General features: G+C 63.0%; 28 protein-coding genes and 2 pseudogenes. 16 read left to right on the plus strand and 14 right to left on the minus strand.

Annotation, left to right across the window (positions count from 1 at the left end):
• Positions 1–5: 5 nt before the first annotated feature.
• Both PSEMO_RS04865 and PSEMO_RS04870 read right to left on the minus strand, forming a co-directional pair.
• On the minus strand, positions 6–335 hold the full coding sequence (locus PSEMO_RS04865) for a DOPA 4,5-dioxygenase family protein (protein WP_075802039.1): 330 nt from the start codon (positions 333–335) through the stop codon (positions 6–8).
• Positions 336–371: 36 nt separating this feature from the next.
• Complete coding sequence (locus PSEMO_RS04870) at positions 372–1,286, minus strand: choline sulfate utilization transcriptional regulator (protein WP_075802040.1); 915 nt, start codon at positions 1,284–1,286, stop codon at positions 372–374.
• A gap of 114 nt (positions 1,287–1,400) precedes the next feature.
• Here PSEMO_RS04870 and betC point away from each other — a divergent pair, with 114 nt between their 5' ends.
• From betC to PSEMO_RS04895, 6 genes are all read left to right on the plus strand, one after another.
• A complete protein-coding gene (gene betC / locus PSEMO_RS04875) occupies positions 1,401–2,912 on the plus strand; it encodes a choline-sulfatase (RefSeq protein WP_075802041.1) in 1,512 nt (503 codons plus the stop codon).
• A 17-nt stretch (positions 2,913–2,929) separates the two neighbouring features.
• Positions 2,930–3,853, plus strand: a complete 924-nt coding sequence (gene choX, locus PSEMO_RS04880; protein ID WP_144443538.1) for a choline ABC transporter substrate-binding protein — start codon at positions 2,930–2,932, stop codon at positions 3,851–3,853.
• 317 nt (positions 3,854–4,170) lie between these two features.
• Positions 4,171–4,413, plus strand: coding sequence for a hypothetical protein (locus PSEMO_RS04885; protein ID WP_075802042.1), 243 nt, complete (start codon positions 4,171–4,173; stop codon positions 4,411–4,413).
• Between the two features lie 285 nt (positions 4,414–4,698).
• Entirely contained in the window at positions 4,699–5,187 is a 489-nt protein-coding gene (locus PSEMO_RS32720) for a hypothetical protein (RefSeq protein ID WP_144443540.1), read from the plus strand.
• A gap of 52 nt (positions 5,188–5,239) precedes the next feature.
• Positions 5,240–5,740: a hypothetical protein gene (locus PSEMO_RS04890; RefSeq protein ID WP_144443541.1), complete on the plus strand. Its 501-nt coding sequence runs from the start codon at positions 5,240–5,242 to the stop codon at positions 5,738–5,740.
• 326 nt (positions 5,741–6,066) lie between these two features.
• Positions 6,067–6,552, plus strand: a complete 486-nt coding sequence (locus PSEMO_RS04895) for a hypothetical protein (protein WP_075802044.1) — start codon at positions 6,067–6,069, stop codon at positions 6,550–6,552.
• Positions 6,553–6,688: 136 nt separating this feature from the next.
• Here the strand turns inward: PSEMO_RS04895 and aroE are convergent, their stop codons facing one another.
• Positions 6,689–7,510, minus strand: coding sequence for a shikimate dehydrogenase (gene aroE / locus PSEMO_RS04900; protein ID WP_075802045.1), 822 nt, complete (start codon positions 7,508–7,510; stop codon positions 6,689–6,691).
• A 57-nt stretch (positions 7,511–7,567) separates the two neighbouring features.
• Positions 7,568–8,494, minus strand: coding sequence for an oxygen-dependent coproporphyrinogen oxidase (gene hemF, locus PSEMO_RS04905; RefSeq protein WP_075802046.1), 927 nt, complete (start codon positions 8,492–8,494; stop codon positions 7,568–7,570).
• Positions 8,495–8,649: 155 nt separating this feature from the next.
• On the opposite strand from hemF, the gene PSEMO_RS04910 reads away from it, so the two are divergent.
• Complete coding sequence (locus PSEMO_RS04910; protein WP_075802047.1) at positions 8,650–9,627, plus strand: NADPH:quinone reductase; 978 nt, start codon at positions 8,650–8,652, stop codon at positions 9,625–9,627.
• A gap of 120 nt (positions 9,628–9,747) precedes the next feature.
• Here PSEMO_RS04910 and PSEMO_RS04915 read toward each other — a convergent pair whose 3' ends face one another.
• Together PSEMO_RS04915 and dprA are read right to left on the minus strand one after the other, a co-directional pair.
• Positions 9,748–10,305 carry an L-threonylcarbamoyladenylate synthase gene (locus PSEMO_RS04915; protein WP_075802048.1) on the minus strand — a complete coding sequence of 186 codons (558 nt, stop codon included), beginning with the start codon at positions 10,303–10,305 and terminating at the stop codon, positions 9,748–9,750.
• A gap of 37 nt (positions 10,306–10,342) precedes the next feature.
• On the minus strand, positions 10,343–11,440 hold the full coding sequence (dprA, locus tag PSEMO_RS04920; RefSeq protein WP_075802049.1) for a DNA-processing protein DprA: 1,098 nt from the start codon (positions 11,438–11,440) through the stop codon (positions 10,343–10,345).
• 197 nt (positions 11,441–11,637) lie between these two features.
• Here dprA and def point away from each other — a divergent pair, with 197 nt between their 5' ends.
• Genes def through PSEMO_RS04945 form a run of 5 tightly spaced genes read left to right on the plus strand, consistent with a single transcriptional unit; the run spans position 11,638 to position 16,166 of the window.
• Positions 11,638–12,144 carry a peptide deformylase gene (gene def, locus PSEMO_RS04925; protein ID WP_075802050.1) on the plus strand — a complete coding sequence of 169 codons (507 nt, stop codon included), beginning with the start codon at positions 11,638–11,640 and terminating at the stop codon, positions 12,142–12,144.
• A gap of 58 nt (positions 12,145–12,202) precedes the next feature.
• Positions 12,203–13,135 (plus strand): methionyl-tRNA formyltransferase, encoded by a 933-nt coding sequence (fmt, locus tag PSEMO_RS04930; RefSeq protein WP_075802051.1) that lies wholly within the window; start codon positions 12,203–12,205, stop codon positions 13,133–13,135.
• Positions 13,132–14,442, plus strand: coding sequence for a 16S rRNA (cytosine(967)-C(5))-methyltransferase RsmB (gene rsmB, locus PSEMO_RS04935; protein WP_075802052.1), 1,311 nt, complete (start codon positions 13,132–13,134; stop codon positions 14,440–14,442). Before fmt ends, rsmB begins: the two co-directional genes overlap by 4 nt.
• 24 nt (positions 14,443–14,466) lie before the next feature.
• Positions 14,467–15,840, plus strand: coding sequence for a Trk system potassium transporter TrkA (gene trkA, locus PSEMO_RS04940; RefSeq protein ID WP_075802053.1), 1,374 nt, complete (start codon positions 14,467–14,469; stop codon positions 15,838–15,840).
• Positions 15,841–15,851: 11 nt separating this feature from the next.
• Complete coding sequence (locus PSEMO_RS04945) at positions 15,852–16,166, plus strand: tetratricopeptide repeat protein (RefSeq protein WP_075802054.1); 315 nt, start codon at positions 15,852–15,854, stop codon at positions 16,164–16,166.
• Between the two features lie 87 nt (positions 16,167–16,253).
• Here PSEMO_RS04945 and PSEMO_RS04950 read toward each other — a convergent pair whose 3' ends face one another.
• Both PSEMO_RS04950 and PSEMO_RS04955 read right to left on the minus strand, forming a co-directional pair.
• Entirely contained in the window at positions 16,254–17,141 is an 888-nt protein-coding gene (locus PSEMO_RS04950) for a lysophospholipid acyltransferase (protein WP_075802055.1), read from the minus strand.
• 39 nt (positions 17,142–17,180) lie between these two features.
• Positions 17,181–17,732, minus strand: coding sequence for a DNA-3-methyladenine glycosylase I (locus PSEMO_RS04955; protein WP_075802056.1), 552 nt, complete (start codon positions 17,730–17,732; stop codon positions 17,181–17,183).
• A gap of 82 nt (positions 17,733–17,814) precedes the next feature.
• On the opposite strand from PSEMO_RS04955, the gene glyQ reads away from it, so the two are divergent.
• The 4 genes from glyQ (at position 17,815) to PSEMO_RS04975 (ending at position 22,188) form a co-directional block, all read left to right on the plus strand.
• Positions 17,815–18,762: a glycine--tRNA ligase subunit alpha gene (gene glyQ / locus PSEMO_RS04960; RefSeq protein WP_075802064.1), complete on the plus strand. Its 948-nt coding sequence runs from the start codon at positions 17,815–17,817 to the stop codon at positions 18,760–18,762.
• Positions 18,759–20,813 (plus strand): glycine--tRNA ligase subunit beta, encoded by a 2,055-nt coding sequence (gene glyS / locus PSEMO_RS04965; RefSeq protein WP_075802057.1) that lies wholly within the window; start codon positions 18,759–18,761, stop codon positions 20,811–20,813. Before glyQ ends, glyS begins: the two co-directional genes overlap by 4 nt.
• A 3-nt stretch (positions 20,814–20,816) precedes the next feature.
• Entirely contained in the window at positions 20,817–21,350 is a 534-nt protein-coding gene (gene gmhB, locus PSEMO_RS04970) for a D-glycero-beta-D-manno-heptose 1,7-bisphosphate 7-phosphatase (RefSeq protein WP_075802058.1), read from the plus strand.
• Between the two features lie 64 nt (positions 21,351–21,414).
• Entirely contained in the window at positions 21,415–22,188 is a 774-nt protein-coding gene (locus PSEMO_RS04975; RefSeq protein ID WP_075802059.1) for a lysophospholipid acyltransferase family protein, read from the plus strand.
• Between the two features lie 175 nt (positions 22,189–22,363).
• Here the strand turns inward: PSEMO_RS04975 and PSEMO_RS32500 are convergent.
• From PSEMO_RS32500 to PSEMO_RS04995, 6 genes and pseudogenes are all read right to left on the minus strand, one after another.
• Positions 22,364–22,546 (minus strand): annotated as a pseudogene (locus PSEMO_RS32500) (MFS transporter); the annotation flags it as partial.
• Between the two features lie 30 nt (positions 22,547–22,576).
• Positions 22,577–23,653, minus strand: a pseudogene (locus PSEMO_RS04980) (Tn3 family transposase); the annotation flags it as partial.
• A 225-nt stretch (positions 23,654–23,878) separates the two neighbouring features.
• On the minus strand, positions 23,879–24,001 hold the full coding sequence (locus tag PSEMO_RS32725) for a hypothetical protein (RefSeq protein WP_016487045.1): 123 nt from the start codon (positions 23,999–24,001) through the stop codon (positions 23,879–23,881).
• Positions 24,002–24,326: 325 nt separating this feature from the next.
• Complete coding sequence (locus PSEMO_RS04985) at positions 24,327–25,379, minus strand: ABC transporter substrate-binding protein (protein ID WP_003465034.1); 1,053 nt, start codon at positions 25,377–25,379, stop codon at positions 24,327–24,329.
• A gap of 280 nt (positions 25,380–25,659) precedes the next feature.
• Complete coding sequence (locus PSEMO_RS04990; RefSeq protein ID WP_003465037.1) at positions 25,660–25,884, minus strand: DUF2798 domain-containing protein; 225 nt, start codon at positions 25,882–25,884, stop codon at positions 25,660–25,662.
• A gap of 54 nt (positions 25,885–25,938) precedes the next feature.
• On the minus strand, positions 25,939–26,640 hold the full coding sequence (locus PSEMO_RS04995) for a cysteine hydrolase family protein (protein ID WP_003465039.1): 702 nt from the start codon (positions 26,638–26,640) through the stop codon (positions 25,939–25,941).
• Between the last annotated feature and the right edge of the window lie 36 nt (positions 26,641–26,676).

Below are 26,676 nucleotides of genomic sequence, written 5' to 3' on the forward strand. Positions count from 1 at the left end.
GAAGGTCACTCGAAGATCGACAGATCCAGCGGCCTGATATCCCCCATCCAGATCGCATGATCCCGGTGGTCCGCCAGCTCATCCCCGGTCAGCGGATGCAGGAACACCACCAACCCCTTCCGATACAGCGCCAGCCACGGCAACACCACCCCGATCAACTCCGGCGCGAACGCCAACTGGCAGCTCCAGTCCGGATGCGGCCCCACCGGCTGCCGGTGCATGCGGCCCATGGTCACCGGAAACAGCTGCGCCGTCTCCTCGCACAGTTCCCGCGCCTGCTCGAAGGTGCTGGCGTCGTAATAAACATGGGCGTGATAGCCCTTGATCCTTTCCACACTCACTCCTGAATCACGCAAATCGACCGACCCGGACTATACCGGTAGCCGCGATTGTTCTTCACCCAGCCATTCGACGAATCGCTCGACCAGCGTACTACGCCTTTTACGCAAAGGACGTACTACGTAGTATCCGTTTTCAGAACGAATCGACGCATTCAGCGGACGGCACAGCAAACCCTGATCGAGCAGGGCATCGACCAGGTAGCGCCAGCCGATCGCCACGCCCTGGCCGCCGATCGCGGCCTGGATCAGCAGGGTGTAGTTGTCGAAACGCAGGTGCCCGGGGTTGGGCGGGCCGGGCAATTCCAGCTCGCGGAACACCCCATTCCAGTCGAACCAGCGGCTCGCCGACTCGCCGCGCAGGTGCAGCAAAGGCAGTTTCAGCAGCGCGTCGGGCGCCAGCGGCAGGGCCTTTCCGCCCAGCAAACGCGGGCTGCAGACCGGAAAAACCTCCTCGTCGAACAGCCAGGTACTCTCGCCCTGCCGGAAGCGCCCATCACCGAACAGCACCGCCACATCGATATCCGGGCGCAGCATGGCGTGGCTGCGCTCGCTGGTGACCAGGCTCACGTCAACGTGCGGGTTGGCCTGGTGGAAACGCTGCAAACGGGGCATCAGCCAGTACGCGGCAAAGGCGAAGTCGGTGGCCACCCGCAGCACTTCATGCTGGTCACGGCCCACCACCTGGGCCACACCTTCATCGATAGTGAGCATGCCCATGTGTACTTGCTCGTACAGCAGTACACCGGCCTCGGTCAGCTCTATTCCGCGGTAGATCCGGTCGAACAGGCGGGCGCCCAACTGCTCTTCCAGGCGCTTGATCTGCTGGCTCACCGCCGGCTGCGTGGTCCCCAGTTCGACGGCCGCCGCCGTGAAGCTGCGCAACCGCGCTGCCACCTCGAACACCCGCAATACATCCAGCGACATCCCGCCCAGGCCTTCAAACATAAGCTCAGCTAATCCTAGTCATTGCCCGGCATGGGCTTTACCCAAGTTATGCACAGCTTCACTCTGGATTCCAGCTGCTTCCCATAACGCCTGACGATGGAATGCCGTGACCTTATGAACGCCAAGAACATCCTTTTCATCATGGCCGACCAGATGGCTGCGCCACTGCTGCCGATCTACGCGCCATCGCCGATCAAGATGCCGAACCTCAGCCGCCTGGCCGCCGAGGGCGTGGTCTTCGACTCGGCCTACTGCAACAGCCCGCTGTGCGCGCCGTCGCGCTTCACCCTGGTCAGTGGCCAGTTGCCGAGCAAGATCGGCGCCTACGACAACGCCGCCGATTTCCCCGCTGATATCCCTACCTACGCCCACTACCTGCGCCGCCTCGGCTACCGCACGGCGCTGTCGGGCAAGATGCATTTCTGCGGTCCGGACCAGCTGCACGGCTACGAGGAGCGCCTGACCAGCGACATCTACCCCGCGGACTACGGCTGGGCGGTGAACTGGGACGCCCCGGACGAGCGCCCGAGCTGGTACCACAACATGTCCTCGGTGCTGCAGGCCGGGCCCTGCGTGCGCACCAACCAGCTGGATTTCGACGAGGAGGTGGTGTTCAAGGCGCAGCAATACCTGTACGACCACGTCCGGGAGGGCGGTGAGCGCCCGTTCTGCCTCACCGTGTCCATGACCCACCCGCACGACCCGTACACCATTCCCAAGGCGTTCTGGGACCTCTACAGCGATGACGCCATCCCCATGCCCCACGTGCCGTTCAGCCAGGACGAGCTGGACCCGCATTCCCAGCGCCTGCTCAAGGTCTACGACCTGTGGGACAAGCCGCTGCCCGTGGACAAGATCCGCGACGCCCGCCGCGCCTATTTCGGTGCCTGCAGCTACATCGACGCCAATATCGGCAAGCTGCTGGCGACCCTCGAGGAAACCGGCCTGGCGAAAGACACCCTGATCGTCTTCTCCGGCGACCACGGCGACATGCTTGGCGAGCGCGGGCTCTGGTACAAGATGCACTGGTTCGAGATGTCCGCCCGGGTGCCGCTACTGGTGCATGCGCCGGGGCAGTTCGCGCCGGGCCGGGTCGAGGCCAGCGTGTCCACCTGCGATCTGTTGCCTACGCTGGTCGAGCTGGCCGGAGGCCGGGTGGAAGACGACCTGCCGCTGGATGGCCGCTCGCTGCTCGGTCACCTGAAAGGCGAGGGCGGTCACGACGAAGTGATTGGCGAATACATGGCCGAGGGCACCATCAGCCCGCTGATGATGATCCGCCGCGGACCGTGGAAATTCATCTACAGCGAGGACGACCCCTGCCTGCTCTACAACCTCGACAGCGACCCGCGCGAGCTCGACAACCTGGCCGCCCACCCGCAGCATGCCGAACGGGTCGTGGCCTTCCTCAAGGAAGCCCGACAGCGCTGGAACATCCCGCAATTGCGCGAGCAGGTCCTGGCCAGCCAGCGCCGCCGCCGCTTCGTCGCCGGCGCGCTGTCCACCGGCACCCTGAAGAGCTGGGACCACCAGCCCATGGTCGATGCCAGCCAGCAGTACATGCGCAACCACATCGATCTCGACGATCTCGAACGCAAGGCACGTTATCCACAACCAGGCCATTAATTATCCGAGGACGGAGCATGAAAGGGTTATCCACAAGCGTTATCGCGGTTGTCTGTACCCTCACTGTCGGTGCCGTGCAGGCCGACGACAGCAAGTGCGACACGGTGAAGATGGCCGACCCGGGCTGGAGCGATATCGCCGCCACCAATGCGGTGGCCCGCGTGCTGCTGGAAGGCGCGGGTTACCAGGTCAAGATCGATGCGCTAGCGGTACCGATCATCTACGGCGGCCTCAAGGACGGCCTGGTGGACGCCTTCCTCGGCAACTGGATGCCGGCGCAGCAGGGCTTCCACGACAAGTTCGTCGCCAGCGGCGAGGTCACCCAGCTGGCGCGCAACCTCGAAGGCACCGAGTTCACCCTGGCCGTACCGGAATACGTCTGGCAATCCGGGGTCAAGGACTTCGCCGACCTGCAGAAGCGTGCCGGCGAGTTCGACAAGAAGCTCTACGGCATCGGCTCCGGCGCCCCGGCCAACCTCTCGCTGCAATCGATCATCGACAAGAACGAATTCAACCTTGGCGGCTGGAAGCTGGTGGAATCCAGCGAGCAGGCGATGCTGGCCCAGGTGCAGCGGGCGGTGAAGCGCGAGAAGCCGATCGTCTTCCTCGGCTGGACGCCGCACCCGATGAACGTGCAGTTGAAGATGCGCTACCTCACTGGCGGCGAGAAATGGTTCGGCAGCAGCGGCAGCGTCTACACCCTGACCCGCAAAGGTTATGCACAGGCCTGTCCGAATCCGGCGAAGTTGTTGGCCAACCTGACCTTCAGCCTGGAGATGGAGAACACCATCATGGCCAATGTCGTAGATAACAAGGTCAGCAATGAAGAGGCGGCGAAAGCGTGGATCCGGGCCAATCCTGCTGTGCTTGAGGGATGGTTGCAGGGGGTGAAGACCCGTGAGGGTGGGGATGCTGTGGCGGCAGTGAAGGCAAAGCTATGAACCTGAATCATGTCGCATAAAGCTACGAAAACTCACCGATTTCCGACTTTCTTGTAGGCAATTTCCCAAGCATACTCCGGCGGCCTTTCAGTTGTTGCGTATCGAGGAAACGGTGCCTAGTCTTCGCCGGTCGCTGCCTAATCAGCGACCGGTTTTGACAGACCGTTGAGTTCGATGCCGCAGCTGTTATGGCAGCTGTGCGTGTGGGCACCTTCGGGTGCGCCAGGTTCTCCGAGCTCACTGGTCTGTCAACCCGCGCACAGTTGCCACCCCTCTGTTTGACAGCAGAGTTTTCATCAATGAGCTCGGAGATTGTCATGAAGAAATGCGTACCCGATCCACCGCTCTCCCTCTGCATCAACCCCGGCCTGACCCACGACGAAGCGGTCACCAAGGCCATTGAGCACCTGAAGAAATCCATCGAAGCCGCCGCCGGCGTGCCTGAGCCGCCTGAAGAGCGGCATCGAACCATGCTAACCAACGCCCGGCTGGACATGAGGATCGCCAAGGCGTTGCTCGTGGTCGCCGTGAGCCGCTCGACGGTGAGCGTGCCGGTTTAAGGCATCGCAAAAACCCTGTGGGAGCTGGCTTGCCAGCGATGGCGGCGGTGGATTCACAGCCGTCATCGCGGGTAAACCCGCTCCCACAGGGTACGCGGTCAATTCAAGCCCGCATGTCGCTCAGGTTATCTGGACACTCTTCAAGCAGAACAAGTCGTTAGTTCAGTTTCCGACCCTCTGCAACTGATACTTCTGTCAGTTGCGTGCGGAGGCTCGCGAGATTAGCGTGGGTATCACGGACAGATTCGCTTTCGTTCGCCTTTTGATACGAGGAAGCGTTTAGCCATGGACATCACCAAAGCCTTGATACCGTCAGTTTTTTTCTGCCTGTTTATGTCAATGAATGCTCATGCCGCTTATCCACAGGCGTGCTTTCAATCTGAGAAAGATTATCAACTATGGTTAAAGTACGGAGAAGAAGGCCCCCCAGAGCCTGATCGTCTTTCCGCTGACCCAACCGAAGAAGAGTGGGACAAACATGATGCTCAGATCGACGAGTATCAATACGGGCGAGGAAAAAAGGCGAGCGTCTCGATTCGCGTCACTCAGACACAAGCATCCCCCGGTGAGAAGATAATCGCCAATGCCAGCAACTCAACTACACCCAGTGGCAAGAAAGCATTTTCATGGGGCAGCTCTGACATCGTTTCCACGACTGCCGAATACTCTATTAAAGGCGGAGCCTCTGGAACGTATAGCAACATTCAACTCACTGTCACGGACCCGGTATGCGAGGTATCAGCATCCACGCAAGTCAGGATGACTAACAAATAAAAAGCAGTCGATCAGCTGCGTTTTTGTACGAGTATTCAGGAGAGTCTGAAAAATGAAATCCAGAATGATTCCAATCGCCTCGATGTGTGCACTTACTGTTTCGTACTGCGCCGAAACTTATGCCGCTAACACAGCGCCAGCGAGTTGCTTTCAAACCCAAAAAGACTATGAGATATATCAAGAGTATGGCGACGAGGCGCCGTCAAAGCCTGTACCTTCCGCAACTACCGGCATGATCTACATGGGCCCTACCGCCCACGCGAAAGCCTTGAAAGATTACGAACATGGACCCGCCAAGCGAAAGGAAATAGTCATAAAAACCACAAGCAGCCGAACGGACAACCTGGTCACCATCGATGCCAGCAGTTCCACGACCCCAAGCGGCCAGATCGAGTTCGCCTGGGGAAATGACCCTACTCACTTCAGAGCCGGAGATAGCAAAGTCTCCACTGAGGTTTCAGGATCGAGCGGCACTGCTGGCATCCTGTTGATCGTCAAGGATCCGGTATGTGGACACACCGAAAGTAAAAAGGTCACCACGACCTATAATTGATCGATACCACTAGTAGCCATGAGACACAACGGCACTCCAGACACTAGCGCTCACGGAAATACGATGGCAATAAGGTTGCTACTGGTATCCGTGAGCCGCCCGACGATGAGCAGGCCGGTTCAAGGTATTGGACAAACCCGCATGGCGCTCAGGTCATCAGCCCACGCTTCAACCCGGCCTGAAGCTGAACAAGGTGTTAGTTTAGCTCCCGCCCCTCTGCAACCGATATTTATGTCAGTTGTAAACTATCCAGTCCGATTTCACCATAAGCACCACGAACAGGTTCGTTTTCGTTAGCTTCAATTAAACTAAGTGAGCGTTTAAAAATGGCTATTCAGAAATTCACCAAATTCGCCTTTCTCGTCGTCCTCTCCGGCACCTCGGCTTATACCCATGCCGCAATGCCGGAATCTTGCTTCCAATCAAAGCAGGATTACGATAATTATCTAAAATACGGTTATGACGACGACAGACTGGGTCGCTCAGAAGAGGAGTTTAGAAAGCTTAGTCCGTTAGAAATATTAGCCCTGCGTGAAAGTGCCGAACGAGCAATCATCCAGAAGAAAGCCATCAGCATAAACGTCAAGCAGCACCAGACAGGCAACACGCTGTATGCTGATGCCAGCGGCTCGACAACGCCCAGCGGGCAAATGGCATTCGCCTGGGGGTCGCAATATAGTCCGAGCTCAACAGCCAGTGAGTTCTCCACGCCTGCCGGTTCCCCAGGAACCTACAGTAACGTGCGGCTGGCGGTGTACGACACCGTTTGTGATCTTTCTGCTTCGACCCAGATAAGGATGACAAGCCAATAATTCCGCGATCAAGGGTGTCTGACCTGCGCTCTGTTCAGATCACTTTAACGGTCCGGACAATGAACAGTTGGAAGCCCCCTACACCCTCAGCCTGGCCGTATTTTCCCAGGCCATCACGTCGGCTGGCGCCTGCGAGTCAACGCGCCAGTTGCCGCCGCAGTTCCGCCAGCACCGGCGCCGTCTCCGGACGCACCCCGCGCCAGATAAAGAACGCTTCCGCCGCCTGCTCGGCCAGCATCCCCAACCCATCCAGCACCTGCGCCGCGCCATGCTCGCGCGCCCAGACGCAGAATGGCGTCGGCTCCTTGCCATACATCATGTCGTAGCAGACGGTCTGGCCCGGCAGGATCAGCCCCGGGTCAATCGGCGGCAGTTCGCCGGCAAGGCTCGCCGAGGTGGCGTTGATGATCAGGTCCACCGGCTCTTTCAGCCAACTGAAACCACTGGCCGCAACGGGGCCGAGGTCGGCGAATTCGCGGGCCAGTTGCTCGGCCTTTTCCACCGTGCGGTTGGCGATCACCAGGGACGCCGGCTTGTGCGCCAGCAACGGCTCCAGTACCCCGCGCACAGCGCCACCAGCACCGAGCAGAAGAATGCGCTTGCCCGCCAGCTCGACCCCGGCATTCACCGTCAGGTCACGCACCAGCCCGGCACCGTCGGTGTTGTCGCCCTGCAGGCTGCCGTCGGCCAGACGGCTCAGGGTGTTGACCGCGCCGGCACGCTTGGCCCGAGGGGTCAGGCTGTCGACCATGCGGAAGGCTTCTTCCTTGAACGGCACGGTGACGTTGGCACCCAGGCCTTGCTTGAAGAAGCCCTGGGCACACGCGGTGAAGTCATCCAATGGCGCCAGCAGGGTGTCGTATTCCAGTTCCTCGCCGGTCTGGGCGGCGAACAGCCGGTGGATCAGCGGCGACTTGCTGTGGCCGATGGGATTGCCGAATACAACGTACTGGTCCATTCACGCGCTTCCTGAATCAGGCCCGGCGACCGGGCAAACGGGGTGTGCACAATGGGCTCAGTGCCCGGTGTTGTCCAGACCCAGCCAGTCGCGATCGGTGAGGAAATACTCGGTCAGGCGCGCCTCGGCACTGCCCGGCTGCGCCTTCCAGTCGTAGCCCCAGCGCACTTGCGGCGGCAGCGACATGAGGATGGACTCGGTACGCCCGCCGGACTGCAGGCCGAACAGGGTGCCGCGGTCGTAGACCAGGTTGAACTCGACGTAGCGACCACGACGGTACTCCTGGAATTCGCGCTGTTCAGCGGTCCAGGCGTCGTTCTTGCGGCGCTGGATGATCGGCAGATAGGCCTCGACATAGGCGTCACCGATGGCGCGGATAAAGGCGAAGCAGGTGTCGAAGTCCCACTCGTTCAGGTCATCGAAGAACAGGCCGCCGATGCCCCGCGGCTCGCCACGGTGCTTGAGGTGGAAGTAGCGGTCGCACCAGGCCTTGTAGCGCGGGTAGACGTCGGCCCCGAACGGCGCGCAGGCCTGCTCGGCGACGCGGTGCCAGTGCACGCAGTCTTCTTCGTTGCCGTAGTACGGGGTCAGGTCGAAGCCGCCGCCGAACCACCAGACCGCTTCCTCGCCTTCCTTCTCGGCGATGAAGAAGCGCACATTGGCGTGGGAAGTCGGCACGTGGGGGTTGTGCGGGTGGATCACCAGCGATACGCCGAGGGCTTCGAAGCCACGGCCGGCCAGTTCCGGACGGTGGGCGCTGGCCGACGGTGGCAGGCCGCTGCCGAAGACGTGGGAGAAGTTGACGCCGCCTTTCTCGATGACCTTGCCGTCGCCGATCACCCGGGTCCGACCGCCGCCGCCAGCCTCGCGGGTCCAGGCGTCCTCGACGAAGCGGGCGCCGCCGTCTTCGTTTTCCAGGGCGGCGCAAATCCGGTCTTGCAGGTCGAGCAGGTAGGCTTTCACGGCCTCGGTGCGGCTAGTCATCAGGTCACCTTGAAGCGGGCTTGGGCCGGCCCGGGCGGGATCCGGCGGAAAAATTTGCCGCGTAGCATACCACCGTGCATGTGCCCTCCGTAGTTGACGGCGGTCAAGCAAAAGGCGTCCGATAGGCCCTTTCCCGACGTCTCAGGAGAGAGCAGATGGCCAAGCGTATCCAGTTCAACGAGCATGGCGGCCCCGAGGTTTTGACCCTCGTGGATTTCGAGCCCAAGGCGCCTGCGCCGGGCAATGTCCTTGTGCGTAACCACGCCATCGGTCTGAATTTCATCGATACCTATTTCCGCAGCGGCCTGTATGCGCCACCGAGCCTGCCGTCGGGCCTGGGTACCGAGGCGGCCGGTGTGGTCGAGGCCGTGGGCGAGGGTGTGAGCCGCTTCAAGGTCGGTGATCGCGTGGCCTACGCCGGCGGCCCGCTGGGTGCGTACAGCGAGCTGCATGAACTGCCGGCGGCCAACCTGGTGTCGCTGCCGCAAAGCGTCAGCTTCGAAGACGCGGCGGCGGTGATGCTCAAGGGCCTGACCGTGCAGTACCTGCTGCGCCAGACCTACGATGTGCAACCTGGCGAGATCATTCTGTTCCACGCCGCGGCGGGCGGCGTCGGGTCGCTGGCCTGCCAGTGGGCGAAGGCGATTGGCGCGAAGCTGATCGGTACCGTGAGTTCGGCGGAAAAGGCCGAGCGGGCCAAGGCCCTGGGTGCCTGGGCGACCATCGACTACAGCCATGAAGACGTGGCCAAGCGCGTACTGGAACTGACCGACGGCAAGAAGTGCAAGGTGGTGTACGACGGCGTCGGGCAGGACACCTGGCTGACCTCGCTGGATTGCCTGGCGCCGCGTGGCCTGATGGTCAGCTTCGGCAACGCCTCGGGTGCGGTGAGCGGGGTGAACCTGGGGATCCTGGCGCAGAAGGGCTCGCTGTACGTGACCCGGCCGACCCTGGCGAGCTATGCCAACAACGCCGAGAACACCCAGGCGATGGCCAACGAGCTGTTCGGGATGATCGCCAGTGGCAAGGTGAAGGTGGATATCCAGCAGCGCTATCCGCTGGCGGAGGCGGCTAAGGCGCAGAGCGAGCTGTCGGCGAGGAAGACGGTGGGGTCGACTGTTCTGATTCCTTGATTTTTTGTGGTGTGGCTGATGGCCTCATCGCTGGCAAGCCAGCTCCCACAGGTATGGCGTACACCGCTTACCCTGTGGGAGCTGGCTTGCCAGCGATAGGGCCATCAGCCACACCAAAAATCACCCGGCCCGAACCACCTCACCACTGGCCAGATCCCGAATCACACTCGGATTCTTCCTGCCCCCCAGCGCCCCACCGAGCACCAGGTCCAGCTGGCCATGGAAATACTGCTCCACCCGCAGCCGGCTCTTCGCCGCCGGACGCCCGGCCGGGTTGGCAGAGGTCGACACAAGCGGCCCCACCAACGAACACAGGTCGCGCACCAGCGGATGATCACTGACCCGCAGGGCCACCGTGTCATGCACCCCGGTGATCCACTCCGGCAACAACCCCTGATGCGGCACCAGCCAGGTATTCGGCCCCGGCCAGGTGGCACTCATGCGGTCGATCCACACATCCGGGAAGTCTTCGAAGAGGAAGTCGAACTGACGGATATTGTCGGCGATCAGGATCAGCCCCTTGTTCACCGAGCGCGATTTCAGCGCCAGCAGGCGATCCACCGCCTCTTCGTTCCATGGGTCACAGCCCAGGCCCCAGACCGCTTCGGTCGGATAGGCAATCACCGCTCCGGCCCGGATTTCCCGCGCGGCTTGTAGCGCACGCCAACTGTTCACCATTTCTGTCACTCCGCTTCAAGGCTGGGGCGCAGTGTACTTAGCCGGGACGGGCAAACCAACGTCCGGCTTCATTGCACACCCGGCCGTCCAGTTCCAGTTCTGTGAGCATAGCCAGCACCTTGGCCAATGGCTGGCCGCTGCTTCGGGCCAGGGCTTCGCTGGTCTGCGGCGCTGCGATCAACAGCGCCAGCAACGGATGGGCGGGTTTATCCACAGGCGCCGGCGAGAGGTTCTGCCAGCCGCGCAGGCTTTCGAGGATCTGCTCGATGCTCTCCACCAGCAACGCGCCGTCGCGGATCAGCTGGTGACAGCCCTTGGCGCCGGGATGGTGGATCGAGCCGGGAATGGCGAACACCTCGCGCCCCTGTTCCGCCGCCAGCCGCGCCGTGATCAATGAGCCGCTGGCGAGGCTGGCCTCCACCACCAGCACACCCAGGGACAAACCGCTGATGATGCGATTGCGCCGGGGGAAGTTGGCCGGCTGCGGACCGGCATCCAGCGGAAACTCCGAGACCAGCGCACTGCCGCTGTCGAGCATGCGCCGTGCCAGGGTGCGATGACGCTGTGGATAAAGTTTTTCCAGCCCGGTGCCGAGCACGCCGATGGTCGCACCACCGGCATCCACGGCAGCCTGGTGCGCGGCGCCGTCGATGCCCAGCGCCAGCCCACTGGTGATGACGAAACCGGCCTGGGCCAGGCTGCGCGAAAAGGCGCCGGCGGTACCCAACGCCGGTGGCGTTGCACGGCGGCTGCCGATGATCGCCAGTTGCGGTTTATCCACAAGCGCGGGATTGCCGGCGACGAACAGCAGGGGCGGCGGATCCGGGATTTCTGCAAGCAAGGCGGGGTAGGCCGGATCGTCCCACATCAGCAAATGCTGGCCCGGCTGCTCTAGCCAGCGCATTGCAGCGCCAGCGCCATCTCGTACTTCGGCACAGCGCCGCGCCTCATGGGCCTCTTGTGGAAGGCCCAGCGCCAGCCACGCAGAAGCCGGCGCACTGAGCGCCGCCGAGGCACTGCCGAAGGCCTGTATCAATTTGAAAAAACGTTGCGCGCCGACTCCAGGCAAGCGCTGCAAGCGCAAACGCGCTTCCAGCTCGGCAGGCGGACAGGTGGGAAATTCAGCACAAGACATCAGACCATCCTTGATCTTTCGGCGGCCATCCACACTTCACAACCTGTGGATAACTCTGTTGATAATGCTTTGACAACTCGCGGCGAAAGCCGGGTTTTCAACCCCGGCCAACCTTTTCACAGGTGCCGAATCCGTGGAATCCCTTTATTATGTGCGTTCATGTTTGTCACCCATCGCACAGTGCAGCTCATACGCCTATGGCCATTCTGAACATCCTCGAATTCCCGGACCCGCGCCTTCGCACCCTCGCCAAACCGGTGACGGAAGTGGACGACGCCATCCGCCAGTTGGTGGATGACATGTTTGAAACCATGTACGACGCACCTGGCATCGGCCTCGCCGCCACCCAGGTCAACGTGCACAAGCGCGTGGTGGTCATGGACCTCAGCGAAGATCGCAGCGAGCCGCGGGTGTTCATCAACCCCGAGCTGGAAGAACTGACCCATGACATGGGCCAGTACCAGGAAGGCTGCCTGTCGGTGCCGGGCTTCTACGAGAACGTCGACCGTCCGCTGCAAGTCCGGGTCAAGGCCCTGGACCGCGACGGCAAGCCCTACGAGCTGATCGCCGAAGGCCTGCTGGCCGTGTGCATCCAGCACGAGTGCGACCACCTCAACGGCAAGCTGTTCGTCGACTACCTGTCCACGCTCAAACGCGACCGCATCAAGAAGAAGCTGGAAAAGCAGCACCGCCAGCAAGCTTGATCCTCCTCACTCCTGAAGGCTTGCTCCGGCAAGCCTTTTTCTTTTAAGCGAGAACTGCATGCGCATCGTCTTCGCGGGCACCCCCGAGTTCGCCGCCGAACACCTCAAGGCCCTGCTGGCCAGCCAGCACGAAATCATCGCCGTCTACACCCAGCCGGACCGCCCGGCCGGTCGCGGACAGAAACTGATGCCGAGCCCGGTCAAGCAACTGGCTGTGGATAACGGCATCCCGGTGCTGCAACCGCCGACCCTGCGCAATGCCGAGGCCCAGGCCGAACTGGCCGCGCTGCAGCCGGACCTGATGGTGGTGGTGGCCTACGGCCTGATCCTCCCGCAAGTGGTGCTGGATATTCCGAAACTCGGCTGCATCAACAGCCACGCCTCGCTGCTGCCGCGCTGGCGCGGTGCGGCGCCGATCCAGCGCGCCGTGCAGGCGGGCGATGCCGAGAGCGGGGTGACCGTGATGCGCATGGAAGCCGGGCTGGATACCGGGCCGATGCTGCTCAAGGTCAGCACCCCGATCAGCATCGAAGACACCGGCGGCACCCTGCATGACCGCCTTGCCGAACTCGGCCCGCCCGCCGTGCTGGAAGCCATCGCCGGCCTCGACGCTGGCACCCTGCCCGGCGAAGTGCAGGACGATACCCTGGCGACTTATGCACACAAGCTGAACAAGGACGAAGCGCGCATCGACTGGAGCCGCCCGGCCGACGAGCTGGAGCGCCTGGTGCGTGCCTTCAACCCGTGGCCGATCTGCCACAGCACCCTCGACGGCGAAGCCCTCAAGGTGCTGGCCGCCAAGCCTGCCGAAGGGCAGGGCACCCCGGGTGAAATCCTCTCCGCGAGCAAGGACGGCCTGATCGTCGCCTGCGGCGAAGGCGCCCTGTGCCTGACCCGCCTGCAACTGCCCGGCGGCAAGGCCCTGAACTTCAGCGACCTGTTCAACAGCCGTCGCGAGAAGTTCGCCAGCGGCACGGTGCTCGGCCAATGAACCCGCGTCTGGCTGCCGCCCGCGCCCTTGCCGCCGTGCTCAGCGGCAAGGCTTCGCTGAACAGTTCCCTGCCAGCACAACTGGACAAGGTCGAGGCCCGCGATCGCGGCCTGACCCAGGACCTCGCCTTCGGTACCGCACGCTGGCAGCCACGCCTGTCGGCCCTGGCCGAGCGCCTGTTGCAGAAGCCGTTCAAGAGCGCCGACGCCGATGTGAATGCGCTGATGCTGGTCGGCCTGTACCAACTGTTCTACACCCGCGTGCCGGAACACGCCGCCATCGGCGAGACCGTGGGCTGTGCCGACAAGCTGAAGAAGCCGTGGGCCAAGGGCCTGCTCAACGCCGTGCTGCGCCGTGCGCAACGGGAAGGGCAGGAGCTCTTCGCCGAGCTGGAACGCGACCCGGTGGTGCGCACCGCCCACCCGCGCTGGCTGCAGAAATCGCTCAAGGCCTTCTGGCCGGAACAGTGGGAAGCCATCTGCGCCGCCAACAACGCCCACCCGCCGATGATCCTGCGGGTCAACCGCCGCCATCACAGCCGCGACGCCTACCTCGGCCTGCTGGGTGAAGCCGGCATAGTGGCCGCACCGTGCCAGTTCAGCCGCGACGGCATCGTCCTCGCCGAAGCCTGCGACGTGCGCAACCTGCCCGGTTTCGACCAGGGCTGGATCAGCGTGCAGGACGAAGCCGCGCAACTGGCCGCCGACCTGCTCGAACTGGCCCCCGGTCAACGGGTGCTGGACGCCTGCTGCGCTCCCGGCGGCAAGACCTGCCACCTGCTCGAAGCCGAAGACAAGCTGGCCGGCGTGGTCGCCATCGACCTCGAAGCCAAGCGCCTGACCCGTGTGCGCGAGAACCTCGACCGTCTCGGCCTCGACGCCCAGCTGATCGCCTGCGACGCGCGCGATACTGCCAGCTGGTGGGACGGCAAGGGCTTCCAGCGCATCCTGCTGGATGCACCGTGCTCGGCCACCGGCGTGATCCGCCGTCACCCGGACATCAAGCTGACCCGCCAGGCCGACGATATCGCCGCCCTCGCCAGCCTCCAGGGCGAGCTGCTCGACGCCCTGTGGCCGACCCTCGAAGTCGGCGGCATGCTGCTCTACGCCACCTGCTCGACCCTGCCCACGGAAAACACCGAGGTGATCGCGGCCTTCCTCGACCGCACCCCCGGCGCCCGCGAGCTGGACCTGGCCACCGACGCCGGCATCCGCCAGCCCCACGGTCGCCAGTTGCTCGCCCAGGAAGGCGGGCATGACGGTTTCTACTACGCCAAGCTGATCAAGATCGCCGCCGCGCGCGGTTAACAGGAATAGGGAAGGGGACAGCGGATGAAGATCATCATCCTCGGCGCGGGGCAGGTCGGCGGCACGCTGGCCGAGCACCTGGCCAGCGAAGCCAACGACATCACCGTGGTCGATACCGATGGCGACCGCCTGCGTGACCTGGGCGACCGCCTGGATATCCGCACCGTCCAGGGCCGCGGCTCGTTCCCGACCATCCTCCGCCAGGCGGGCGCCGACGACGCCGACATGCTGGTAGCGGTGACCAACAGCGACGAGACCAACATGGTCGCCTGCCAGGTCGCCTATACGTTGTTCCATACGCCGACCAAGATCGCCCGGGTGCGCGAGTCGGCCTACCTGACCCGCGCCGGCCTGTTCGACAACGAAGCCATTCCGGTGGACGTGCTGATCAGCCCGGAACAGGTGGTCACCCACTACATCAAGCGCCTGATCGAACACCCCGGCGCCCTGCAGGTGATCGACTTCGCCGAGGGCAAGGCCCAGTTGGTGGCGGTCAAGGCGTACTACGGCGGGCCGCTGGTGGGCCAGCAACTGCGCCAGATCCGCGCGCACATGCCCAACGTGGATACCCGGGTGGCGGCGATCTTCCGCCGTGACCGGCCGATCCTGCCGCAGGGCGATACAGTGATCGAGGCGGACGACGAAGTGTTCTTCATCGCCGCCAAGGCCGATATCCGCGCGGTGATGGGTGAGCTGCGACGGATCGACGAGGGCAACAAGCGCGTGGTCATCGCCGGTGGCGGGCAGATCGGCGAGCGCCTGGCCGAGGCCATCGAAAGCCGCTACCAGGTGAAGATCATCGAGATGAGCCCGGCGCGTTGCCGCTACCTCTCGGACACCCTCGACAGCACCGTGGTCCTCCAGGGCAGCGCCTCGGACCGCGACCTGCTGCTGGAAGAGAACATCGCCGACGCCGACATCTTCCTGGCCCTGACCAACGACGACGAGGCCAACATCATGTCCTCGCTGCTGGCCAAGCGCCTGGGCGCGCGCAAGGTGATGACCATCATCAACAACCCGGCCTATGTCGACCTGGTGCAGGGCGGCGAGATCGATATCGCCATCAGCCCGCAGTTGGCGACCATCGGCACCCTGCTGACCCACGTCCGGCGTGGCGATATCGTCAGCGTGCACTCGCTGCGCCGGGGTGCGGCGGAGGCGATCGAGGCGATTGCCCATGGTGACTCGAAGTCGAGCAAGGTGGTGGGCAAGGCCATCGAGGACATCAACCTGCCGCCGGGCACCACCATCGGCGCGATCATCCGTGACGAGGAAGTGCTGATCGCCCACGACGACACGGTGATCCGCACGGGTGACCATGTGATCCTGTTCGTTGTGGACAAGAAGTACATCCGCGATGTGGAAAAGCTGTTCCACGTCGGCCTGACTTTCTTCTAAGGAGCGACACCGTGCGCGAATCGCTGGAAAAGATGCTGGCCAAGGGTGTGGATAACGCCCTGCTGCGCTTTGGCCTGGGCAAGTCGTGGCTGGATCAGGGCAATGGCGCGGAAGCGGCGGTGCATCTGGCGCGGTGTGTGGAACTGGACCCGAAGTACTCGGCGGCGTGGAAGCTGCTGGGCAAGGCCTGGGTGGCGGCTGGGGATAACTCGGCGGCGCGGGAGGCCTGGGAGCGGGGCATCGCGGCGGCGCAGGCTCATGGGGACAAGCAGGCGGAGAAGGAGATGGTGGTGTTTTTGAAGAAGCTGGACAAAGCCGGCAATTGAGTTGAATTCATCGCTGGCAAGCCAGCTCCCACAGGATCGGCGGCGCACGCGAAACCTGTGGGAGCTGGCTTGCCAGCGATAGGGCCCTCAATACCAGCGAGCCTCTCCAGCCGGCCGCTTCTTGAAGCGCTTCATGCTCCACATGTACTGGCTCGGATAGGCCCGCACATACTTTTCCACAACCTGGCTCATCGCCGCTGCCGAGGTCTCGGTATCGGTGCTGTACATCGCATCAGGCGCCGCTTCGAGAATCACCTTGAAACCACTGCCATCCGGCAGCCGCAGGGCATGCAGGAACACCCCCACCGCCTTGCCCCCGGCCAGCATGTTCGGCACGAACTTGCTGGTCAGCGCCCTGGTCCCGAGGAACGGCACGAAGATCCCCGCCGACTCGGCCGGCTCCGGATCCGCCGGAATCCCCACCTGACCGCCTTTGCGCACTTCCTTGATGATGCTCAGGATGCCTTCCTTGGTCGAAGGCGCGACGCGGTTGCCCAGCTGCACCCGCTGCTCGCGCAGCAAGTCATCCACAGCCTTCAACTTCGGCGGCCGGTAGAAAATGATCGGTTTGCACTGGCTGCAATAGAAATGGTTGAGCACTTCCCAGTTGCCCAGGTGGCTGGTGATGCCCACCACGCCCTTGCCCGAGGCCAGGGCTTCGTGCAGCACTTCCAGGCCCTCGACTTCACGCACCAGGTCGATCGACTTCTGCGCCGGCCAGATCCAGGCACAGGCGCTTTCGGTAAAGGACTTGCCGATATCCATCAGCGCGCGGCCCACCAGCTTCTCGCGTTCGACCGGGTCCATCTCCGGGAAGCACTTGGCCAGGTTGATGCGTACCACCTCGCGGGAGCTGTTCGGGACTTTCCACATGATCCAGCCGATGGCCGCGCCGACGCGCTGCACCGCGCCCCACGGCAGCTTGGCAAACAGTCGCAACGCCCCGACCATCAAGGCGCCCTTGAATTTATCCACAGGCAGGTTCCTCCATACACAAGCCGGGCATTGTAACCGTCAGCGCAGCAGGGCGGCGTATCGATCGCAATCAGTGGTGTGGTCCATGACCATGCCGGTGGCCTGCATGAAGGCATAACAGATGGTCGGGCCAACGAAAGTGAAGCCGGCTTTCTGCAAGGCCTTGCTCATGGCCTTGGCCTCATCGGTGACCGCCGGCACCTCGCCACGGCCGGCGAAATGATTGACCTTCGGCTGCCCGCCGACGAAGGACCAGAGCAGCGCCGCCGGGTCTTCCAGCGCCAGCCAGGCCCGGGCATTGCGCCGGGCGGCATTGAGCTTGAGGCGGTTGCGGATGATGCCCGGATCGAGCATGCGCTCCTCGATTTCCTCGTCGGTCATCTCGGCCAGCCGGTGCGGATCGAAGCCGAACAGCACCTCCCGGTAACGCTGGCGTTTCTTCAAGACGGTGATCCATGAAAGGCCGGCCTGGAACCCTTCGAGCAAAAGCATCTCGAATAGCTGCCCCGCGTCGCGCTGCGGCGTGCCCCACTCGTGGTCGTGATAAGCCTGGTACAGCGGATCGTCGGTACACCAAAAGCATCGTGGCATAAAGCACCATGGGTAGAGGCCGGGGCGAATCGGGTTATACTCCCGCTCTTTATATTCGCAGCCCTAGAAACAGGTGAATTTCGTGAGCCAGCCTACGCCAGCCGTGCGTACCTTCCAAGACTTGATCCTCGCGCTCCAGCAGTACTGGGCCGAGCAAGGTTGTGTGGTGCTTCAGCCCTACGATATGGAAGTGGGCGCCGGCACTTTTCATACCGCCACGTTTCTGCGCGCCGTAGGCCCTGAAACCTGGAACGCCGCCTATGTCCAGCCAAGCCGTCGCCCGGGCGATGGTCGCTACGGCGAAAACCCCAACCGCCTGCAGCACTACTACCAGTTCCAGGTGGTCCTGAAGCCGAACCCGGCGAACTTCCAGGAGCTGTACCTGGGCTCGCTGAAGGCCATCGGCCTCGACCCGCTGGTGCACGACGTGCGTTTCGTCGAAGACAACTGGGAATCGCCGACCCTCGGCGCCTGGGGTCTGGGTTGGGAAATCTGGCTCAACGGCATGGAAGTCACCCAGTTCACCTACTTCCAGCAGGTCGGCGGCATCGAGTGCCTGCCGGTCACCGGCGAGATCACCTACGGTCTCGAGCGCCTGGCCATGTACCTGCAGGGCGTCGACTCGGTCTATGACCTGGTCTGGACCGACGGTCCGTTCGGCAAGGTCACCTACGGCGACGTGTTCCACCAGAACGAGGTGGAGCAGTCGACCTACAACTTCGAGCACGCCAACGTCGAGAAGCTGTTCGAACTGTTCGACTTCTACGAAAGCGAAGCGAACCGCCTGATCGAGCTGGAACTGCCGCTGCCGACCTACGAAATGGTCCTCAAGGCCTCGCACACCTTCAACCTGCTGGACGCCCGCCGGGCCATCTCGGTGACCGAGCGCCAGCGCTACATCCTGCGCGTGCGCACCCTGGCCCGGGCCGTTGCCCAGAGCTACCTGCAAGCCCGTGCCCGTCTCGGCTTCCCGATGGCGACCCCTGAATTGCGTGACGAAGTGTTGGCCAAGCTGGAGGCTGCGGAATGAGTGCTCAAGATTTCCTGGTTGAACTGGGCACCGAAGAACTGCCACCGAAAGCCCTGTCGAGCCTGGGCGACGCGTTCCTCGCCGGCATCGAGAAAGGCCTGCAGGCCGCCGGCCTGAACTACAGCGCCAAGCACGTCTACGCCGCACCACGCCGCCTGGCCGTGCTGATCCGCGACCTGGACACCCAGCAGCCGGACCGCAGCATCAACGTTGACGGCCCGCCGCGCCAGGCCGCCTTCGACGCCGACGGCAACCCGACCCAGGCCGCCCTGGGCTTCGCCAAGAAGTGCGGTGTCGACCTCTCCGAGATCGACCAGAGCGGCGCCAAGCTGCGCTTCTCCCAGCACATCCCGGGCAAGGCCACCGCCAGCCTGCTGCCGACCATCGTCGAAGACTCGCTGAACGACCTGCCGATTCCCAAGCGCATGCGCTGGGGTGCCCGCAAGGAAGAGTTCGTGCGTCCGACCCAGTGGCTGGTGATGCTGCTCGGTGACGAGGTCATCGACTGCACCATCCTCGCCCAGACCTCCGGTCGCGAGTCCCGTGGCCACCGCTTCCACCACCCGGAAAACGTGCGCATCTCGGCCCCGGCCAACTACCAGGAAGACCTGCGCAAGGCCTACGTCCTGGCTGACTTCAACGAGCGTCGCGAGCTGATCAGCAAGCGCACCGCCGAGCTGGCCATGCAGCAGGAAGGCACCGCCATCGTGCCGCCGGCGCTGCTGGACGAAGTGACCGCGCTGGTCGAGTGGCCAGTGCCGCTGGTGTGCTCGTTCGAGGAGCGTTTCCTCGAAGTGCCGCAGGAAGCCCTGATCACCACCATGCAGGACAACCAGAAGTACTTCTGCCTGCTGGACGTCGACGGCAAGCTGCTGCCGCGCTTCATCACCGTGGCCAACATCGAGAGCCGCGATCCGAAGCAGATCATCGAAGGCAACGAGAAGGTCGTGCGTCCGCGCCTGACCGACGCCGAGTTCTTCTTCAAGCAGGACAAGAAGCAGCCGCTGGCCAGCTTCAATGATCGCCTGCAAAACGTGGTCTTCCAGGCCCAACTGGGCAGCGTCTACGACAAGGCCGAGCGCGTCGGCAAACTGGCCGCCTTCATCGCCGGCAAGATCGGCGGCGACCCGCAGCGTGCGGCGCGTGCCGGCCTGCTGTCGAAATGCGACCTGGCCACCGAGATGGTCGGCGAATTCCCTGAAATGCAGGGCGTTGCCGGTTACTACTACGCGCTGAACGACGGCGAGCCGGAAGACGTCGCCCTGGCCCTGAACGAGCAGTACATGCCGCGCGGTGCCGGTGCCGAACTGCCATCGACCCTGACCGGTGCGGCCGTGGCCATCGCCGACAAGCTCGACACCCTGGTCGGCATCTTCGGCATCGGCATGCTGCCGACCGGCTCCAAGGACCCGTACGCCCTGCGTCGCGCGGCCCTGGGCGTGCTGCGTATCCTGATCGAGAAGCAACTGGACCTGGACCTGACCGGCGCGGTGAACTTCGCCGTCGAGCAGTTCGGTGCCAAGGTCAAGGCTGCCGGCCTGGCCGAGCAGGTGCTGGAGTTCATCTTCGACCGCCTGCGTGCGCGTTACGAAGACGAAGGCATCGACGTCGCCACCTACCTGTCGGTACGTGCCCTGAAGCCGGGCTCCGCCCTGGACTTCGACCAGCGCGTGCAGGCCGTGCAGGCGTTCCGCAAGCTGCCGGAAGCCGAGGCCCTGGCCGCGGTGAACAAGCGCGTGTCGAACCTGCTGAGCAAGTTCGAAGGCACTATCGCCAGCAGCGTCGAGCCGAAGTACTTCGACAACGCCAACGAGTTCTCGCTGTACTCGGCAATCCAGCAGGCCGACCAGGCCGTGCAGCCGATGGCCGCCTCGCGCCAGTACACCGAATCGCTGGCACGCCTGGCCGCCCTGCGCGAGCCGGTGGACGCGTTCTTCGAAGCGGTGATGGTCAATGCCGAGGACGCCAGCGTGCGTGCCAACCGTTATGCCCTGCTCAGCCGCCTGCGCGGTCTGTTCCTGGGCGTGGCCGACATCTCGCTGCTGGGGTAAGCCTTGAAACTGCTGATTCTCGATCGTGACGGGGTGATCAACCAGGACTCCGACGCCTACATCAAGTCGCTGGAAGAGTGGATTCCGATTCCCGGCTCGATCGAGGCCATCGCGCAGTTGAGCCAGGCCGGCTGGACGGTGGCGGTCGCCACCAACCAGTCCGGTATCGCTCGCGGCTACTACCCGCTGTCGACCCTCGACGCCATGCACGCCCGCCTGCGCGAGCTGGTGGCCGGCCTGGGTGGCGAGGTCGGCCTGATCGTCCACTGCCCGCACGGGCCGGACGATGGCTGCGATTGCCGCAAGCCCAAGCCTGGAATGCTGGTGCAGATCGCCGGGCATTACGAGGTCGGGCTGGCTGGCGTGTGGTTCGTCGGCGACAGCAAGGGTGACCTGGAGGCCGCGCTGGCCGTCGATGCACAACCGGTCCTGGTGCGTACCGGCAAAGGCGAGAAGACCCTCGCCAAAGGCGTACCACCCGATACACTGGTTTTCGACGACCTGGCTGCTGTCGCCAGAGCACTTATCCACACCTGACGCGTCCGCCCTGGCGGGCGCGTTCTACTTCAGGCGGGCAGGCCCCGCAACGGTACACGCTGCTATGTCGATCCTGCAGGCGATCAGAATCTTCCTGTTCTATGTGCTGCTGGGGACCAGTTCACTGCTCTGGTGCTCGCTGAGTTTCTTTGTCGCGCCCTTCCTGTCGTTCCCGGTGCGCTACCGCTTTATCAACGTCTACTGGTGCCGCTTCGCGCTGGTGCTGGTGCGCGTATTTCTCGGCATCAAGGTCAAGGTGACCGGCGCCGAGCACATTCCAGAACGGCCCTGCGTGATCGTGTCCAATCACCAGAGCACCTGGGAGACGTTCTTCCTTTCCGCCTATTTCCAGCCCTTGAGCCAGGTGCTCAAGCGCGAATTGCTGTTCGTGCCGTTCTTCGGCTGGGCCATGGCCATGCTGCGGCCCATCGCCATCGACCGCGACAACCCGAAAGTCGCCCTGAAACAGGTGGCGGCCAAGGGCGATGAACTGCTCAAGCAGAAGGTCTGGGTGCTGATCTTCCCGGAAGGCACCCGCGTGCCGTTCGGCCAGATCGGCAAGTTCTCCCGCAGTGGTGCGGCGCTGGCGGTGAACGCCAACCTGCCGGTCCTGCCGATTGCCCACAACGCCGGCAAGTACTGGCCGAAGGAAGGCTGGGGCAAGCGCGCCGGCACCATCGAGGTGGTGATTGGCGAGCCGATGTGGGCTGAAGGCAGCGGGCCACGGGCCATCGCCGAGCTCAACGACCGCGCTGCCGCCTGGAACGAAAAGACCCAGCGCGACCTGGGTTCGCTGCCACCACAACAGGCCGCCAGCGAGACCGCCTCGGTCGCCTGAGGCGGACTGTGGATAACTTGTTGACAATATTTGGATGAACCGCGAAAAACGATTGCAACTTGCTGATCCATATACATATTTCTGTGTATGACCGTTTCATGTAAATCGTGCATAAGTTTTTTCGCGGAATTAAAAAACCGGCTTTTAAGCCGGTTTCTTTTTGCCCGCGATTTACTCAGACCTTGTCGATATCCACATCCCGGGTTTCCTTCAGGCAGAACAGCCCGACCACCAGGCTGACCCCGGTGATCAGCACCGGATACCAGAGCCCGTAGAAGATGTCCCCGGTGTATACCACCAGGGCGAAAGACACGGTAGGCAGGAAGCCGCCGAACCAGCCGTTGCCGATGTGATAGGGGCGAATAGAGAAAACGGAAAAAATCGTACGCTAAGGTTTTCCGGGCAACCGTAGCGGCCTGAACTTCCCGTCTTCAAGCCGGCGGCTCTGCCGCCAGACGTAATCGCCGGTTAGGTTGATGTGTTCCCAACCCAGCGGCGACAGGTATTGCAGCAGCTCGCCGTCCACCGGCTTACCAGCCTCGACCAGCCCCTGGGTGGCGCGTTCCAGATACACTGTGTTCCACAGCACGATAGCCGCCGTCACCAGGTTGAGGCCGCTGGCCCGGTAGCGCTGCTGCTCGAAGCTCCGATCCCTGATTTCGCCGAGGCGGTTGAAGAACACCGCCCTGGCCAGGGAGTTGCGCGCTTCACCCTTGTTCAGGCCGGCATGCACGCGACGGCGCAGCTCGACGCTTTGCAGCCAGTCGAGGATGAACAGCGTGCGCTCGATCCGGCCCAGCTCGCGCAGGGCCACGGCCAGTCCGTTCTGGCGCGGGTAGCTGCCGAGCTTGCGCAGCATCAGCGAGGCGGTGACGGTGCCCTGCTTGATCGAGCTGGCCAGGCGCAGGATGTCGTCCCAGTGGGCACGCACGTGCTTGATGTTCAGGGTGCCGCCGATCAGCGGGCGCAACGTCGGGTAGGCTTGCACGCCCTGCGGCACGTACAGCTTGGTTTCGCCGAGGTCGCGGATGCGCGGCGCGAAGCGGAAGCCTAGCAGGTGCATCAGGGCAAAGACGTGATCGGTGAAGCCGGCCGTGTCGGTGTAGTGCTCCTCGATCCGCAGGTCGGACTCGTGGTACAGCAGGCCGTCGAGCACATAGGTGGAATCGCGGACGCCGACATTCACCACGCGGGTGCTGAACGGCGCGTACTGGTCGGAGATATGGGTGTAGAACAGCCGTCCCGGCTCGCTGCCGTACTTCGGGTTGACGTGCCCGGTGCTCTCGCCCCGGCCACCCGCGCGGAAGCGCTGGCCATCGGAGGATGAGGTCGTGCCGTCGCCCCAGTGGGCGGCAAAGGCGTGGCGATACTGGTGGTTGACCAGCTCGGCCAAGGCCGCCGAATAGGTTTCGTCGCGGATGTGCCAGGCTTGCAGCCAGGACAGCTTGGCGTAGGTGGGGGTTGGGGAGCAATGGAACTGAAAACCAACGTAAGCCGAATTAGAGTTCGTTTTACTCGTCAGCGACTGCGAATTAACGAACTTTGATTCGTGAGAAAGGTTTATTGCACTGATTTTCGGGTGTTGGTGACCTTTCCTCGCGATAGCGGAAACGGTTTCATAAAACGGTGGTTTTATCGTACTCCCCAGACAGAGCGCTGGTTTGCGGGCAGGTACTGGGCTTAAGTGCGTTTACTGTTCCATTGCTCCCCGAACCCCTTCTTCACGGGCCAGGGCGTCTTCGCTGGTCATGGGCGGCTGGTGCTGCTGGTCGCTGGAGTCGGGCATGGATTTGGCGAGATAGGCGTTGGACATGATGACCTCTCGTCACTGCGCAGTGCTGGAGGGTATCCAGCACTGACGGGTAGCGCTGGCGGTGGCAGTCGTCCTGGCGGACAGCAGGGTGCGGTGCTCGGGTAATGTCATGTGAAGAACTCCCAATGGTGGGCAGGTACTTGAGGCGAGCGCGAGTTGTCTGCACAGGTCACTCTGCGGGACCCTCAGGCCTAATGTACCGGGATGCCAACGAATGAAGTGGACGCAATTGACCGGTGCGCAAGCGCTTTATGTCGAAATCGCGGGGGCAGACGGCATGTCCTGCGCCGAGGCCTCTGGCCTGCGGCGCAGCAACGGCCGATGGCTATTTTTTCTGGACGAAGGACAACCAGCGTTCTTCGGCCTTGACCCCGGCTTCGGAGGCCCACCATTGCGCCGAGAGCAGGGCCTGGCGCGAGATGTTGCCGGGTGCGGAAGGCAGCTTGGCCTCGCGCTCGGCCGGGATTACCCCGGTCTTGAAGGCTTCGGGGTTGAGCGGGCCGTAGTCGATGATCATCGGCAACGCCGCTTGCAGTTTGGCATCGATGGCCTCGTTGACGAATTTCATGGCGGCCACCTTGTGCGGCGAGCCTTTGAGGACGCACAACGAGTTGGTTTCCAGCACACCCTGGTTGTAGTCGAATGCCACGGGTGCGCCGGCGGCCTGTACGGCGGTGATACGGCCGTTCCAGGCCTGGATCATGTCCACTTCGCCGTCGCTGATCAGCTGCGCCGACTGCCCGCCGGACGTCCACCAGGTGGCGATGTCGGGCTTGATCTGCTCAAGCTTGCGGAAGGCGCGATCGACGTCCAGCGGATAGAGCTTGTCCATCGGCACGCCATCGGCCAGCAGCGCGATTTCCAGGGTTGGACGTGGCAGGTTACGTAGGGAGCGCTGGCCCGGGTATTTTTTGGTGTCCCAGAAGTCGGCCCAGGTCTTGGGTACGTCCGCGCCTTTGAACGCGTCCGTGCGATACGCCAGCACCGTGGAGTAGCTGATGTAGCCGACGCTGTATTCGTCCTTGAGGCTGTCGGGTATTTGCGCGGCATTGGGAATCAGCGCAAGGTCGAGCTTCTCGAACAGCCCTTCGGCTTCGCCACGGATGCAGTCGCCAGTGGGCAGGTCCACCACGTCCCAGGTGACCTTGCCGCTCTCGACCTGGGTCTTGATGATCGGGTAGGCCTTGGGCGAGCTGTCCTGTTTGAGCGTCAGACCGAGCTTTTTCGCCGCAGGCTCCAGGATCGCCTTGCTCTGGGCTTCCTGATAAGCACCGCCCTGGGATACGAACGTGATGTCCTCGGCCATGGCCTGGGTGGCGCTACCGATGAACAGGGCCAGACTCGCGAGTTGGAAAGCTGTAGTGCGCAATGTGCTCATGGAAAGACTCCGAATGGTTGGCAGATTTTCTTGGGCGAGCTGTAGGTTTTGTTGTCGGTCGCTCTGCGGGACCATGGAGGTCTAATGTACCGGCTTGTCCGTGAACGAAGCGGCTACAAATGCGCGGATGAAAAGTGGTTTATTGCGAAAATGCGAACGGGCACAGTATTTCGTGCGTCGGGTGCGGGCTTGCGCGCCTGTCGCGAGCAGCCCCGAAGCCCCCGGTAGGAGCGAGCATGCTCGCGATGGCGGTGTGTTGGGTGAGTCATAGCCAAGTCATTCAGCCCACCGTCATCCGCCTCACCACGCGCCGAATCATCGGCGCCGCCAGCACCACCACCGGCAACATCGATACCCACGACAGCGCCCACGCGTTCAACCAGCGGCCGGCAAAGGCCAGGTCGAGCGCATGGGGTGTGGTGGCGATGGCGGCCGCGACCGCGCAGGTCAGGCCGGATTGAACGACGCCGAAAACGAAATGCTCATAACGGGCGGGGATTTTCATCGGGGGTTCTCGAGAAAGAGCGGGGGGGCGCGATGCCCGGCCGCTCGGGCACGATCAAGCCGGTTGCAGTTGCGCGATAGTCTCTTCGGTGGTCCACAGCCCGTGGGCGAGGAAGCGGTAATTGATGATGGCCGCCAGGTAGCCGTCGCCATCCGGCAGGCGCGGGCCGGCGGTGGCGTCGCGTACCACGACTATTTCAAAGCCCTGTTCGAGCAGTTCGCGCAGGTGTGATTCCACGCAAAGGTTGGCCGCCATGCCGGCGAGGATGATCTGCGACACGCCTTTCTTGCGCAATTGCAGCGCCAGGTCGTTGGTTTCCGGGCCGTAGACCTTGTGCGGCGAGGCGATGATGGTCTCGCCGTCGAGAATGTACGGCTTGTAGATCTCGAGGAAATCGGCGCCGGAGCCTTCGAAGTTTTCCAGGGTGTTCGGTCCCTTGCGATCGAACATGCAGATGCTGTGCATGACCTTTTCCAGCGGACCGCCAAAATGCCAGTCGTGGTCGTGCGGGTAGTAATAGTGTGGCGACACGGCCACGGGCAGGTCGTGAGCCTTGAAGGCCTTGAACAGTTTTTCCAGGTTTTCGACGGTGTTGTTCTCGACGATGCTCTCACCGAACACCGCCCAACTGGCGCCGGCAGGGCTGAGGAAGTCGTTCTGTGGGTCGATGACCACCAGGGCGGCTTTGCTCAGGTCGAGCTTGAAACCAGTGGCAGGCAGTGCGGGTTCGGCGGGGTCGGCGTACAGATGGCTCATGACGATTTACCTCTTGGGTGCTTGCGTGGATGAGAC

This window comes from Pseudomonas putida, from assembly GCF_001941965.1.
Taxonomy (GTDB): Bacteria; Pseudomonadota; Gammaproteobacteria; order Pseudomonadales; family Pseudomonadaceae; genus Aquipseudomonas; species Aquipseudomonas putida_L.

Coding starts and splice junctions, on each gene's coding strand:
- PSEMO_RS04870 (WP_075802040.1), bottom strand. CDS start 1,286: ATGTTTGAAGGCCTGGGCGGGATGTCGCTGGATGTATTGCGGGTGTTC.
- betC (WP_075802041.1), top strand. CDS start 1,401: ATGAACGCCAAGAACATCCTTTTCATCATGGCCGACCAGATGGCTGCG.
- choX (WP_144443538.1), top strand. CDS start 2,930: ATGAAAGGGTTATCCACAAGCGTTATCGCGGTTGTCTGTACCCTCACT.
- PSEMO_RS04885 (WP_075802042.1), top strand. CDS start 4,171: ATGAAGAAATGCGTACCCGATCCACCGCTCTCCCTCTGCATCAACCCC.
- PSEMO_RS32720 (WP_144443540.1), top strand. CDS start 4,699: ATGGACATCACCAAAGCCTTGATACCGTCAGTTTTTTTCTGCCTGTTT.
- PSEMO_RS04890 (WP_144443541.1), top strand. CDS start 5,240: ATGAAATCCAGAATGATTCCAATCGCCTCGATGTGTGCACTTACTGTT.
- PSEMO_RS04895 (WP_075802044.1), top strand. CDS start 6,067: ATGGCTATTCAGAAATTCACCAAATTCGCCTTTCTCGTCGTCCTCTCC.
- aroE (WP_075802045.1), bottom strand. CDS start 7,510: ATGGACCAGTACGTTGTATTCGGCAATCCCATCGGCCACAGCAAGTCG.
- hemF (WP_075802046.1), bottom strand. CDS start 8,494: ATGACTAGCCGCACCGAGGCCGTGAAAGCCTACCTGCTCGACCTGCAA.
- PSEMO_RS04910 (WP_075802047.1), top strand. CDS start 8,650: ATGGCCAAGCGTATCCAGTTCAACGAGCATGGCGGCCCCGAGGTTTTG.
- PSEMO_RS04915 (WP_075802048.1), bottom strand. CDS start 10,305: ATGGTGAACAGTTGGCGTGCGCTACAAGCCGCGCGGGAAATCCGGGCC.
- dprA (WP_075802049.1), bottom strand. CDS start 11,440: ATGTCTTGTGCTGAATTTCCCACCTGTCCGCCTGCCGAGCTGGAAGCG.
- def (WP_075802050.1), top strand. CDS start 11,638: ATGGCCATTCTGAACATCCTCGAATTCCCGGACCCGCGCCTTCGCACC.
- fmt (WP_075802051.1), top strand. CDS start 12,203: ATGCGCATCGTCTTCGCGGGCACCCCCGAGTTCGCCGCCGAACACCTC.
- rsmB (WP_075802052.1), top strand. CDS start 13,132: ATGAACCCGCGTCTGGCTGCCGCCCGCGCCCTTGCCGCCGTGCTCAGC.
- trkA (WP_075802053.1), top strand. CDS start 14,467: ATGAAGATCATCATCCTCGGCGCGGGGCAGGTCGGCGGCACGCTGGCC.
- PSEMO_RS04955 (WP_075802056.1), bottom strand. CDS start 17,732: ATGCCACGATGCTTTTGGTGTACCGACGATCCGCTGTACCAGGCTTAT.
- glyS (WP_075802057.1), top strand. CDS start 18,759: ATGAGTGCTCAAGATTTCCTGGTTGAACTGGGCACCGAAGAACTGCCA.
- PSEMO_RS04975 (WP_075802059.1), top strand. CDS start 21,415: ATGTCGATCCTGCAGGCGATCAGAATCTTCCTGTTCTATGTGCTGCTG.
- PSEMO_RS32725 (WP_016487045.1), bottom strand. CDS start 24,001: ATGTCCAACGCCTATCTCGCCAAATCCATGCCCGACTCCAGCGACCAG.
- PSEMO_RS04985 (WP_003465034.1), bottom strand. CDS start 25,379: ATGAGCACATTGCGCACTACAGCTTTCCAACTCGCGAGTCTGGCCCTG.
- PSEMO_RS04990 (WP_003465037.1), bottom strand. CDS start 25,884: ATGAAAATCCCCGCCCGTTATGAGCATTTCGTTTTCGGCGTCGTTCAA.
- PSEMO_RS04995 (WP_003465039.1), bottom strand. CDS start 26,640: ATGAGCCATCTGTACGCCGACCCCGCCGAACCCGCACTGCCTGCCACT.